We start from the raw sequence: 11,703 nt of genomic DNA on the forward strand, positions 1-11,703 counted from the left end.
TAAACCACACTTCCTCCACACAAGCCCGAGGGTGACGAACCGTGGGGGTGGAGGTTGGGGGCATATCCTCCGCAAGCGCAGAGCGCGCCCTTGCGGGATGGGCCTCTGGCGTCTTGATTGCCCCGCCCACCATGCCGCCCGGGGACAGCGCCTTGGCCCGGGCCAACCGGGCCTGTGCCGAAGCAGTTGAAACGCCTGCGCTTTCTTAACCTGTTGTAAGTTTCCCCTTAGGGGTATTTTAAGGCCGTTCCTCTACTCTGCCTTCATATGGTCAGGTTTGAGTAGAGAGTAAAATGACCGTACAAATGCGTCCGCGCGTAAAGTACGTAATCGGCCCGGATGGTAGTCCGCTTACGATAGCGGATCTTCCGCCAGCCAATACGAGACGGTGGGTGATCCGCCGCAAGGCCGAAGTCGTTGCCGCCGTGCGCGGGGGCCTCCTCAGCCTTGAAGAAGCCTGCGAGCGTTATACGCTCAGTGTCGATGAATTCCTGAACTGGCAAGCCGCCATCGACAAACATGGCCTTGCCGGTCTGCGAACCACATGGATCCAGCATTACCGCGAGGGCTGAGCCCTCCGCTGGCCACACCATTGGCAGCACGTTCAACCCGTCGGAGCAATCCGGCGGGTTTAGTTTTTGGCGATAGCCGGGGCATTCCCGCATTCGGAAACCCCCTGTCTGCTGGCCCTATAGTGCATTTCACGCATTGACCGAACTGAGGCCGCTCTCACCCAATTTTGTCGTCATTGCCGGGCTTGTCCCGGCAATCCATCTTGCTGCGAGCATGGACCACCGGGACAAGCCCGGTGGTGACGATGGTGAGGGAGCAGCAGCAAAGTTGGTGTGAAATCATCTAGAAGACCTCATGGTGAGCCTGTCGAACCACGAGGTCGGGCATGCTGAAAGCGGGGTGCCACGACCTCGCCCTTCGACAGGCTCAGGATGAGGTCTACTGTGGTGTCAGTCGAAAGCTACAGGCGCGCGGAAAGCCCACCCGATCTCACCCATAATCCTGCGGCATCCACTGCGCGCCCGGCGCGGTCGCCCGGAGCCGGCGGTAATAATCTTCCACGGCCGGCAGGCTCTTGCGCTCGAACGGCGTCATGAACCAGCGGTGGCAGCACAGGCCCAGCGCGACATCGGCGATGGACAGCGCCTCACCGGCGATGAAGGGCCGGCCCTTGGCGAGCTCGGCCTCCAGAATATCCATCTTGGCCGTCCAACGCGCCAGGGACTCGGCGATCCGGGCCGGGTCGTCGAACCCCTCGGCCTTGCGCAGCAGCGCAAAGACCGCATAGCCCCATTGCGCGGTCAGCTCGCTCGCCTGCCAGCTCAGCCATTGCAGGGCCTTGCCGGCGGCATGATCGTCCGCCGGCAGCAGCGCGCCGCGGGTGCGCGCCAGATAGAGCAGGATGGCATTGCTCTCCCAGAGCGAGAAGCCGTCATCCTCGATCAGCACCGGCACCTGCCCATTGGGATTGAGCGCCAGGAATTCGGGCACGTTGGGATCGCGCAGCGGCAGGCCCCAATCCTCGCGCTCATAGCCCTCGCCGATGACGTCCAGCGCCCAGAGCACCTTGCGCACATTGATGGACGTCACCCGCCCCAGAACCCGTACCATGCGACTCGCCTCATGTTGTCGAACCGGGCAATTCTTGCCTGATTTCGCAAATCGGAACAGCCGGTTAATAACTTGTTTACCATCCGCTAGGTAATTTTTGCCCATCGGTCTGGGGGCTCCACGACCGCAATGAGTCGCCTGAAGGTCGTTGGGAACGGTGCGCCGTTTCCCGGCAGCGCGAGGGTTTGAATCCAGAGTGGTGGCGTGGAAAGTCTGACCAACCTCATTAACCGGATCGGCATGCCGCGCCTCGGGGCCATGGCCATCGTGGCCGTGCTCATGCTCGGTTTCTTCGGCTTTCTCATCATGCGGGCGCAGACCCCGCAGATGGCCCCGCTCTATTCGGGCCTGAGCCTGGAAGACAGCTCCGCCATCCTCACCGAATTGCAGACGCTCAACATCGCCTATGAATTGCGCGGCGAAGGCGACACCATCCTGATCCCGCGCGACCAGATCACCACCACGCGCATGACCCTGGCCGGCCAGGGCCTGCCGCTGCGCGGCCAGGTCGGCTACGAAATCTTCGACCAGCAATCGACCCTGGGCGCCACCAGCTTCGTGCAGAACATCAACAATGTCCGCGCGCTCGAGGGCGAGCTGGCGCGCACCATCGCCTCGCTCAACCGCATCAAGGGGGCGCGGGTGCATCTGGTCCTGCCCGAGCGCGAATTGTTCCGCCGCGAGCGCAAGGACCCCTCCGCTTCCATCGTGCTCTCGGTGCGCGGCGCCCTGTCGGGCGGGGAAATCCGCGCCATCCAGCACATGGTGGCCTCCGCCATCGAGGGGCTGACGCCCGGCCGCGTCTCCATCGTCGACGACCAGGGGAACCTCCTGGCCTCCGGCTCCGGCGAGGACGAGGCCGGCCTGCTCTCGGCCCAGAGCGACGAGCGACGCCTGGGCATCGAGAACCGCATGCGCACCCGCATCGAGGACATGCTGGCCAATGTGGTCGGCGCCGGGCGGGCCCGCGTCGAGGTCGCCGCCGAGCTGGACCTCAACCGCTCCACCACCACCCAGGAAATCTTCGACCCCGAAAGCCAGGTGGTTCGCTCCACCCAGACCCGGGAAAGCGAGAACCTCTCCGGCGGCACCAGCGGCCAGGTGACCGTGGCCAACGAATTGCCCGGCGCCAGCGACGCCGCCGCCAGCCAGGGCCTGTCCGAACAGGGCACTTCGGCCGAGGAAATCGTCAATTACGAGATTTCCAGGACCACCCAGACCGCCGTGACCGAAGCGGGCGCCATCAAGCGGCTCTCGGTGGCGGTGGTGGTCGACGGCACCTATGCCGACGATGGCGCCGGCAACGTGACCTATACCCCGCGCAGCGCCGACGAGATCGCCCAATTGCTGACCCTGGTGCGCTCCGCCGCCGGCTATTCGGCCGAGCGCGGCGACAGCATCGAGGTCATCAACATGCAATTCGCCGAGCGGCCCGAATTGCTGGCGCCCGGCACCGACCAATCGGCGGGCCTGCTCGACTTCACCCGCGACGACCTGATGAACGGCGCCGAAATGGCCGTCACCCTGCTGATCGCGCTGGCCCTGGTCTTCTTCGTCATGCGGCCGCTGCTCAAGAAGGTGCTGACGCCCGAGACCCAGCCCCTGGCCCTGCCCCCCGCCGCCGAACTGGGCCAGCACGGCATGCTCTTGGCCGACGGCTCGGTGGCCCCCGAAGCGCAGCAGGACGACCTGCCCCGGGACAAGACGCCCGCCTGGGTGGCCAATGCCAAATCCATGGGCGAAACCCAGCTCCAGACCCTCAAGACGGTCGGCACGCTGGTCGAGGAAAATCCCAAGCAGGCCGCGCTCATCGTGCGCGACTGGCTGGGTAGCGCGGCGTAACGATCATGGCCCTGGTTTCCCAATCCGCCCTCGCAGAAGACCCGGCAAAGCCCGGCAATGTCGCCAACCAATTGCAGGTAGGCGGGGAAAACCGCGTGCTGAGGGGCGACGAGAAGGCCGCCGCCCTGCTGCTGGCCCTGGGCCCCGATTACGGCAAGCCCATTTTCGACGAGCTCGACGAGCTCGAAATCCGCCAGCTCTCGCGCGCCATGGCCCGGCTGGGTCCCATCACCCAGGAAATGCTCGACGACCTGATGATCGAGTTCGTCACCACCATTTCCTCCAATGGCTCGCTCTCGGGCAATACCGACTCGACCGAACGCCTGCTGCTCTCCTTCCTGCCGCAGGACCGCGTCGACGCCATCATGGAGGAAATCCGCGGACCGGCCGGCCGCAACATGTGGGAGAAGCTCTCCAACGTGCAGGCCGACGTGCTCGCCGCCTATCTCAAGAACGAATATCCCCAGACCATCGCGGTGGTGCTGTCCAAGATCGCCACCGAACATGCCTCCAAGGTGCTGGCCGTCCTGCCCGAGGAACTGGCCATGGACGTGGTGCAGCGCATGCTGGGGCTCGACCCGGTGCAGAAGGAAATTCTCGAAAAGATCGAGATGACCCTCCGGACCGAATTCATGTCGACGCTCAACCACACCAAGCGCCGCGACAGCCACGAGCAGATGGCCGAAATCTTCAACGCCTTCGACCGCCAGACCGAAGCGCGCTTCATCACCAATCTGGAAGAAATCAACCGCGACGACGCCGAGCGCATCAAGCAGCTCATGTTCACCTTCGAGGATCTGGCGCGGCTCGAAATGTCCTCGATCCAGACCCTGCTCTCCCGGCTCGACAAGCGCGAGCTGGCCCTGGCGCTCAAGGGCGCCAACGAGAACGTCAAGGAAAGCTTCTTCAAGAACATGTCGGGCCGCGCCGCCAAGCTACTGCAGGACGACATGAACGACATGGGCCCGGTGCGGCTCAAGGACGTGGACGAGGCCCAGACCCGCATGGTCGGCATCGCCAAGGACCTGGCCGCCAAGGGCGACATCGTCATCCTCAAGACCAATTCCGACGACCAGATGATCGCCTGACGCCATGGCCCAGCTCGCCCGCTTCACCTTCGATCTGGATCTCGAACCCGGCGGCGCCGTGCGCCGGGCCGCCAAGGCGCCGCCCCCGCCCCCGCCCGTGCCCACCATTCCCGAGGACGTGGTGGCCCAATTGCTCGCCGCCGCCCGCCAGGAGGCCTATGCCGAAGGCCTGGCCGCCGGGGAGCGCAATGCTGCCGACATGGCCGCCCAGACCATCGCCGCCGCCGCCGGCGCGCTGGCCACCCAGACCGCGCCCATGGTCGCCGCGCTCGACCGCGCCATGGGCGAGCATCGCCGCGAGGCGGTCGAGCTGGCGCTGAGCGTCGGCCGCAAGCTGGCCCTGCACCTGGTGGCCCGCCACCCCCAGGCCGAGCTCGAAGCCCTGATCGCCGAATGCCTGGCCAGCCTGGGCGGCGTGCCGCATCTGGTGATCCGCTGCCACCCCGACCTGGCCGACGCGATCCGCGACAATGCCATTGCCCAAATGGCCCATTCCGGCTTTTCCGGACGGCTGGTGGTGATGGGCGATCCCGATATCCGCCTGGGCGATGGCCGGCTGGAATGGGTGGATGGCGGCGTCGTCCGCGACATTGCCGAAACCGCCGGCGAGATCGACCGACAGATCGCTTCCTACCTGGCCGCATCCATCCGCGCCGATCATGAGGAGAACGGTGAATGACCGATCCCGAAAACGACGTCACCGCCGCCGAGGGCCTGTCCCTGGACGCCATGGAACCCGGCGACCGCGACGATGCGGGCGAGCTGCACCTGGAGCGCAGCGCCGCCGATCTCGAAGCCGTGTTCGATGTTCCCGTCCGCGTCTCGGTGGTGCTCGGCCGCACCAAGATGCCGGTCTCCTCGCTGCTCAAGCTCGATACCGGCGCGGTGATCGAGCTCGACCGGCAGGTGGGCGAGGCCGTGGAAATCTTCATCAATGACCGCCTGGTCGCCCGTGGCGAAATCGTGCTGGTGGAAAACCGGCTCGGCGTCACCATGACCGAAATCATCAAGCCCCAGTAAGGGAGCAGAACATGCGTCTTCTCATCATCGGCGCCCTGGAAGGCCAGCTCTCGACCGCGACCAAGATGGCCATGGATGGCGGCGCCAAGGTTGCCCATGCCCCCTCCATCGAGATCGGCCTCGCCGCCCTGCGCGCCGGCAAGGGCGCCGACCTGCTGCTGGTGGACGTGATGATGGACATTGCCGGGCTGATCGCCGGGCTCGAGGCCGAGCGCATCGCCATCCCCGTCGTGGCCTGCGGGGTGGAAACCAATGCCGCCGCCGCCGTCAACGCCATCCGCGCCGGCGCCAAGGAATATATCCCCCTGCCCCCCGATGCCGAGCTGATCGCCGCCGTCATCGCCGCCGTGGCCCGGGAAAGCTCGGATTTCCTCTATCGTGACCCCGCCATGGAGCGCGTCGTGCGTATGGCCGAGCAGATCGCGCCGTCCGAGGCCTCGATCCTCATCACCGGCGAAAGCGGCACCGGCAAGGAAGTCGTGGCCAAATATGTCCATGCCCGGAGCAAGCGCGCCAACCGCCCCTTCATCTCGGTCAATTGCGCCGCCATTCCCGAGGCGCTGCTGGAGAGCGAATTGTTCGGCCACGAGAAGGGCGCCTTTACCGGCGCCGTGGCCCGCCGCATCGGCAAGTTCGAGGAAGCCTCGGGCGGCACGCTGCTGCTCGATGAAATCAGCGAGATGGATGTGCGCCTGCAGGCCAAGCTGCTGCGCGCCATCCAGGAACGGGTGATCGACCGGGTCGGCGGCACCAAGCCGGTGCCGGTCGATATCCGCATCCTCGCCACCTCCAACCGCAATCTCAACGAGGCCGTGCGCGAAGGCTCCTTCCGCGAGGACCTGCTGTTCCGCCTCAACGTGGTCAATCTCAAGCTCCCCGCTCTGCGCGATCGCCCCGGCGACATCGTCGCGCTTTCCGAGCATTTCGTGGCCAAATATGCCAAGGCCAACGGCATCCCGCCGCGCGCCCTCTCCCCGGCGGCCCGCGACGCTTTGGTAAAGGCCCCCTGGCCGGGCAATGTGCGCGAGCTGGAAAATACCCTGCACCGCGCCGTGCTGCTCTCCTCGGGCGATACGATCGAGCCCGAAGCCATCGTGCTGCCCGACGGCATGGGTCTCTCCGAAGCCGCCCGCGCCAGCTCGCCCGCCGCCATGGCCGCCCAGACCGCCGAGGCGATGAACCGCGCCCTGGTCGGCCGCACCGTGGCCGATGTCGAGCGCGACCTGATCCTCGACACGCTCGACCACACTTTCGGCAACCGCACACACGCCGCCAACATCCTCGGCATCTCCATCCGCACCCTCCGGAACAAGCTCAACCAATATGCCGACGAAGGCGTGATGGTGCCCGAGCCGGGGGAAAAGCGGGTGGTGGCTTAGCAATGGCGCAGCCAGGGATGATGAGCGTTCGGCTTGCTCTTACCTCTCGCTTTGGGGGAGGTAAGACCCCCTCATCCGGCCCTTCGGGCCACCTTCTCCCCGATGGGGAGAAGAATGGTTCGGCGCTCGCCTCTTATTCCTCTCCCCATCGGGGAGAGGTGGCTCGGCGCAGCCGAGTCGGTGAGGGGGATCTCATCAAACGCACCACATCGTGCGGGACCTTCGCATGACCGATATCCCCTCGTCCCCCCGCCCCGGCTTTGCCCTGCCTTCGGTGACCAGCATTCTCGACATGCTGCGTTCGGGCGATATCGCGCTCGCCGCCGGCGTGATGGGGCTGATCGTCATCCTCATCGTGCCCATGCCGCCGCTCCTGGTGGACATGCTGCTGGCGATTTCCATCGTCTTCTCGGTCATGATCCTGATGACGGCCCTGTTCATCCAGAAGCCGCTGGAATTCTCCGCCTTTCCCACCGTGCTGCTGATCGCAACCATGCTGCGGCTGGGCCTCAGTCTGGCAACCACGCGCCTCATTCTCTCGGATGGCCATAACGGCACGGCGGCGGCCGGCCATGTCATCGAGGCTTTCGGCAATTTCGTCACCCGCGGCAATTTCGTCATCGGTACGGTGATCTTCCTCATCCTGATGATCGTGAACTTCATCGTCATCACCAAGGGTTCGGGCCGTATCGCCGAAGTCGCCGCCCGCTTCAGCCTCGATGCCATGCCCGGCAAGCAGATGGCTATCGACGCCGATCTCTCCGCCGGCCTGATCGACGAGGACACCGCCAAGAAGCGCCGCGCCGAGCTCGAAGGGGAAAGCGCCTTTTTTGGTAACATGGACGGCGCCAGCAAATTCGTGCGCGGCGACGCCATTGCCGGCCTCATCATCACCTTCATCAACATCGCCGCCGGCATGCTGATCGGCATGCTCCAGGAAGGGCTTTCCTTCCAGGAGGCGGGCAGCGTCTATACGCTGCTGACCATCGGCGACGGCCTGACCAGCCAGATTCCGGCGCTGATCGTCTCCACCGCCGCCGGCATCCTGGTCTCCAAATCCGGCGTCACCGGCGCCGCCGACAAGGCGCTCTCCGGCCAGTTCGCCGGCTATCCGCGCGCTTTGGGCATGTCCGCCGCGGTGATGGCGGCCCTGGCGCTCCTGCCCGGCATGCCGGTCGTGCCCTTCCTGGCCCTGGCCGCCGGCGTGGGCTATGCCGCCTTCCGCGCCACCAAAAGCAAACAGGCCCGCCTGGAAATCGAAGCGGCCGAGGCCCTGGCCAAGGCGGCCGCCGGCCCCATGGGCGCACCCGGCGCCGCGGCCCAACCCGCCGAGCCGCCGATCACCGACGCGCTCAAGATCGACGATCTCAAGCTGGAACTGGGCTATGGCCTGCTCACCCTGGTCAAGGAAGACGAGACCGGCACCGACCGGCTGACCGAACAGATCAAGGCCCTGCGCCGCCAGCTGGCGCTGGAGCTGGGCTTCGTCATGCCGCCGGTGCGCATTCTCGACAACATGCAATTGGAGCCCAACGACTACAAGGTCCGCATCAAGGAAGTGGAAGCCGGCGCCGGGCAGATCTTTGCCAACCAGCTCATGGTCATGGACCCCTATGGCAACCAGATCGACCTGCCGGGCAACCACACCACCGAGCCGACCTTCGGCCTGCCCGCCACCTGGATCGAGCCGGCCTTGCGCGACGAGGCCGAATTGCGCGGCCTCTCCATCATCGATCCGTCAACGGTGATTTCCACGCATCTGACCGAAATCCTCAAGGCCAATGTCGCGGACCTGTTGAGCTACGCCAATGTGCAATCGCTGCTCTCGGGCCTGCCCAAGGAGCAGCAGAAGCTGGTGGAAGATATCGTGCCCGGGATGATCACCGTGTCCGGCCTGCAGCGGGTGCTGCAGGCGCTGCTGACCGAGCGCATCTCCATCCGCGACCTCTCCTCCATTCTCGAGGCCGTGGCCGAGATCGCCGGCAATGGCCGCTCGGTGCAGACCATTACCGAGCATGTGCGCTCGCGCCTGGGCCGCCAGCTCTGCGCCGCCAATCTGGGGCCCGACGGCAATCTGCCGCTGCTCACCCTGTCGCCGCAATGGGAGCGCGACTTCGCCGAGGCCATGGCCGGCACCGGCGAGGAGCGGCACCTGGCCATGGCGCCCAGCAAATTGCAGCAATTCATCGGGGCGGTGCAGAACGCCTATGAGAACGCGGCCCGGCAGGGCGAAATTCCAGTGCTCATCACCTCGCCCTCCATCCGCCCCCATGTCCGCTCCATCGTCGAGCGCTTCCGCCCCCAGACCGTGATCATGAGCCAGAACGAGGTCCATCCCCGCGTACGCCTGAAAACGGTGGGCAGCGTTTAGGGGGGCTCAAGCTGAGCCTTCGCAGGCCTCTCCCCATCAGTAGACCTCATTCTGAGCCTGTCGAAGGGCGAGGTCGTGGCAGTGCCGGCGTCCCCGACCTCGTGGTTCGACAGGCTCACCATGAGGTCTTCGGGAGTTCGCTTTTCGCCCAGCCCTGCGCCCCACACAAAAAACGCCGCCATTCCGGCGGCGTTTCCACTTTCCGGCCTAGCTCAGCCGGCCCGGGACCACGGGCGGTTCGTCGATTTCGGCGCCCTGGGCGGAGCTGTCGAAATCGTCCTCTTCGGAGAGTTCGCGTTCGGCCTGGAACCAGAATTCCTGTTCCTGCCCGTCCGGCTGGCCGGCCTGGTCCCAGAGCTGGAAGGCCCGGTCGCGGATTTTCTGTTCGTCGGGATGATGATGCATGGCGTGCTCCTCCTTGTTCCGGCACAACGTGCCAGCCGCGCCCCGGTTGCGCGCTCCGCGTCTTTGTGAGCACGGCCGGCCCGGTGATTGCCGCGCCGTTCGACTGGCCCTAACATGGAATAATGTCCGATATCGTCATCCTCCCCGTCCCCGTCTTTTCCACCCTCTGCAACGCCGCCTTCGCCCTGCGGCGCGAAGTCTTCGTCTGGGAGCAGAACGTGCCCGAGGAAGAGGAGCACGACCAATACGACCTGACCGCGATCCATTTCGTCGCCATCGCCGATGGTGAAGTGGTGGCGACCCTGCGCCTGATCGAGATGGATGAGCATTGCAAGATCGGCCGCGTCGCCACCCGCCTGCATTATCGCGGCCGCGGCATCGGTAAAAAACTCATCGCCGCGGCCATGGACCATGCCCGCGCGCGGGGACGGGATCGCTTCTACCTCACGGCGCAATCGGACAAGCTGGGCTTTTACCAGGCGCTGGGCTTCGTCGCCTTCGGCCCCGAAATCATCGATGGCGGCATGCCGCACCGCGCCATGCGCGACTACGACAAGGCCGGCGCAATCCTGGTGGATTGAGCCTCCGCCGGATCGGTTCCCGAAGCGGAAGGGAAAAAAGCTGCGGAACGGCTGGCCGGTTCGCTGCGTTGACCAGCCATGAATGGGCCGCACGGTGCGCGACCGGCAAGTTTTGCACCGCACGGCCCTGTTCACCGCAACGATGAACCAATGGAGCCTACAATGATCCGCACCCTTCTGACTACCTCGGCCATCGCCCTGGTCCTCAGCACCGCCGCGATCGCGCAGACCACCACGACCGATCCGGCCGCTCCGGCAGACAGCACGCAGACCGACACCATGGCCCCTGCCGATCCGGCTGCTCCCGCTGACCCTGCCGCCCCGGCTGATCCGGCCGCTCCGGCCGACCCCGCTGCGCCGGCCGATTCCATGGCTCCGGCTGATCCCGCGGCCCCGGCTGACCCCGCTGCCACGCCCGCCCCGGCTGACGGCGCCATGGTGACCGAGACCGCTCGCGAGCCCTGGGATATCTCGGCCGGCTACACGATCGGCGCCGATGACGTGATCGTCACCCAGCTTCTGGGCGCCCCGGTCTATTCGAGCACCGGTGACGACGCCGAGGAAATCGGCACGGTCAACGACCTGGTCATCACCGCCGATGGCGACATCAACGCCGTGGTGATCGGTGTGGGTGGCTTCCTGGGCATCGGTGAAAAGAACGTCGCCGTCGACTTCCTGTCGCTCGAGCACAGCATGGCGACCGACAATACCTGGCGCTGGGTCCTGCCCACGACCGCCGAGGCTCTTGAAGCGGCGCCTGAATTCGTCTGGGAAGACCCGAACGCTCCGGCCGTCGACACCATGCCGGCTGACGGCATGGCCCCGGCTGATCCCGCCGCCCCGGCCGCTCCGGCCGTGCCGCAATAATCGGCACCCGGCCCGAATGCGAAAGGCCCGCTCCGGCGGGCCTTTTTCCATGCGTGATTGGTCAGCCTATTGGCGCCGGAAGCGCAGCCGGGCCACTTCGTCATATTCGGCCTGTTCGATCTTGTTCTGCTCGTCCCGCTCGCGCTGATGTTCGCGCTGGTCGAGCAATTCGACCTTCTTCAGGTCTTCGAGCGCTTCGGCCAGCGCATCCTGCGCCGCTTCCAGCTTGCTCTTCATGTCATTGGCCGATGCCAGGAGATTGTCGCGGCGGGTCAGCGCCGCCTTGGCAAAGGTGGAATAGGCGAAATGGGCGACATCGTTGATGCCGGTCTTGGTATGCTCGATCTCGATCTGCTGGTCGAGCTCGGACGCCATGCGCTCGAAATCGGCGATCATCATCTCGATCTGCGCGACTTGCCGGCGCTTTTCGTCCACCTGGAACTTCTTGAGCCGGATAAGGCTCTCGCTGCGCGATTTCACGACCTGTACTCCTTACACACCAAGTCAGCTCCGGTGCGGCCCCGCAC

General features: G+C 65.6%; 12 protein-coding genes. 9 read left to right on the forward strand and 3 right to left on the reverse strand.

What is annotated here, in order from left to right:
• Nucleotides 1-293: 293 nt before the first annotated feature.
• Nucleotides 294-572: a CtrA inhibitor SciP gene (sciP, locus tag A3840_RS13290; protein ID WP_035085775.1), complete on the forward strand. Its 279-nt coding sequence runs from the start codon at nt 294-296 to the stop codon at nt 570-572.
• A 430-nt stretch (nt 573-1,002) separates the two neighbouring features.
• On the opposite strand, the gene A3840_RS13295 is transcribed toward sciP, so the two are convergent.
• Nucleotides 1,003-1,623 (reverse strand): glutathione S-transferase family protein, encoded by a 621-nt coding sequence (locus A3840_RS13295; RefSeq protein ID WP_067457599.1) that lies wholly within the window; start codon nt 1,621-1,623, stop codon nt 1,003-1,005.
• Nucleotides 1,624-1,827: 204 nt separating this feature from the next.
• Here A3840_RS13295 and fliF point away from each other — a divergent pair, with 204 nt between their 5' ends.
• The 6 genes from fliF to flhA all read left to right on the forward strand — a co-directional run bounded on the left by fliF (nt 1,828) and on the right by flhA (nt 9,323).
• Entirely contained in the window at nt 1,828-3,465 is a 1,638-nt protein-coding gene (gene fliF, locus A3840_RS13300) for a flagellar basal-body MS-ring/collar protein FliF (RefSeq protein WP_067457602.1), read from the forward strand.
• Between the two features lie 5 nt (nt 3,466-3,470).
• Complete coding sequence (gene fliG / locus A3840_RS13305) at nt 3,471-4,553, forward strand: flagellar motor switch protein FliG (protein ID WP_067457604.1); 1,083 nt, start codon at nt 3,471-3,473, stop codon at nt 4,551-4,553.
• 4 nt (nt 4,554-4,557) lie between these two features.
• Nucleotides 4,558-5,232: a FliH/SctL family protein gene (locus A3840_RS13310; RefSeq protein WP_067457607.1), complete on the forward strand. Its 675-nt coding sequence runs from the start codon at nt 4,558-4,560 to the stop codon at nt 5,230-5,232.
• A gap of 50 nt (nt 5,233-5,282) precedes the next feature.
• On the forward strand, nt 5,283-5,573 hold the full coding sequence (gene fliN, locus A3840_RS13315; protein ID WP_245676621.1) for a flagellar motor switch protein FliN: 291 nt from the start codon (nt 5,283-5,285) through the stop codon (nt 5,571-5,573).
• 11 nt (nt 5,574-5,584) lie between these two features.
• On the forward strand, nt 5,585-6,952 hold the full coding sequence (gene flbD / locus A3840_RS13320) for a sigma-54-dependent transcriptional regulator FlbD (RefSeq protein ID WP_067457612.1): 1,368 nt from the start codon (nt 5,585-5,587) through the stop codon (nt 6,950-6,952).
• Between the two features lie 226 nt (nt 6,953-7,178).
• On the forward strand, nt 7,179-9,323 hold the full coding sequence (flhA, locus tag A3840_RS13325; protein ID WP_067457615.1) for a flagellar biosynthesis protein FlhA: 2,145 nt from the start codon (nt 7,179-7,181) through the stop codon (nt 9,321-9,323).
• 207 nt (nt 9,324-9,530) lie between these two features.
• Here the strand turns inward: flhA and A3840_RS13335 are convergent, their stop codons facing one another.
• A complete protein-coding gene (locus tag A3840_RS13335) occupies nt 9,531-9,728 on the reverse strand; it encodes a DUF2934 domain-containing protein (RefSeq protein WP_067457623.1) in 198 nt (65 codons plus the stop codon).
• A 119-nt stretch (nt 9,729-9,847) separates the two neighbouring features.
• Here A3840_RS13335 and A3840_RS13340 point away from each other — a divergent pair, with 119 nt between their 5' ends.
• Together A3840_RS13340 and A3840_RS13345 are read left to right on the forward strand one after the other, a co-directional pair.
• On the forward strand, nt 9,848-10,309 hold the full coding sequence (locus tag A3840_RS13340; RefSeq protein WP_205633384.1) for a GNAT family N-acetyltransferase: 462 nt from the start codon (nt 9,848-9,850) through the stop codon (nt 10,307-10,309).
• A gap of 162 nt (nt 10,310-10,471) precedes the next feature.
• Nucleotides 10,472-11,176, forward strand: coding sequence for a PRC-barrel domain-containing protein (locus A3840_RS13345; protein ID WP_067457625.1), 705 nt, complete (start codon nt 10,472-10,474; stop codon nt 11,174-11,176).
• A gap of 66 nt (nt 11,177-11,242) precedes the next feature.
• Here the strand turns inward: A3840_RS13345 and fliJ are convergent, their stop codons facing one another.
• Complete coding sequence (gene fliJ / locus A3840_RS13350; protein WP_067457626.1) at nt 11,243-11,656, reverse strand: flagellar export protein FliJ; 414 nt, start codon at nt 11,654-11,656, stop codon at nt 11,243-11,245.
• Nucleotides 11,657-11,703: the final 47 nt, after the last annotated feature.

It is taken from the genome of Devosia elaeis, from assembly GCF_001650025.1.
Classification (GTDB): domain Bacteria; phylum Pseudomonadota; class Alphaproteobacteria; order Rhizobiales; family Devosiaceae; genus Devosia; species Devosia elaeis.

Coding starts and splice junctions, on each gene's coding strand:
- sciP (WP_035085775.1), top strand. CDS start 294: ATGACCGTACAAATGCGTCCGCGCGTAAAGTACGTAATCGGCCCGGAT.
- A3840_RS13295 (WP_067457599.1), bottom strand. CDS start 1,623: ATGGTACGGGTTCTGGGGCGGGTGACGTCCATCAATGTGCGCAAGGTG.
- fliG (WP_067457604.1), top strand. CDS start 3,471: ATGGCCCTGGTTTCCCAATCCGCCCTCGCAGAAGACCCGGCAAAGCCC.
- A3840_RS13310 (WP_067457607.1), top strand. CDS start 4,558: ATGGCCCAGCTCGCCCGCTTCACCTTCGATCTGGATCTCGAACCCGGC.
- fliN (WP_245676621.1), top strand. CDS start 5,283: ATGGAACCCGGCGACCGCGACGATGCGGGCGAGCTGCACCTGGAGCGC.
- flbD (WP_067457612.1), top strand. CDS start 5,585: ATGCGTCTTCTCATCATCGGCGCCCTGGAAGGCCAGCTCTCGACCGCG.
- flhA (WP_067457615.1), top strand. CDS start 7,179: ATGACCGATATCCCCTCGTCCCCCCGCCCCGGCTTTGCCCTGCCTTCG.
- A3840_RS13335 (WP_067457623.1), bottom strand. CDS start 9,728: ATGCATCATCATCCCGACGAACAGAAAATCCGCGACCGGGCCTTCCAG.
- A3840_RS13345 (WP_067457625.1), top strand. CDS start 10,472: ATGATCCGCACCCTTCTGACTACCTCGGCCATCGCCCTGGTCCTCAGC.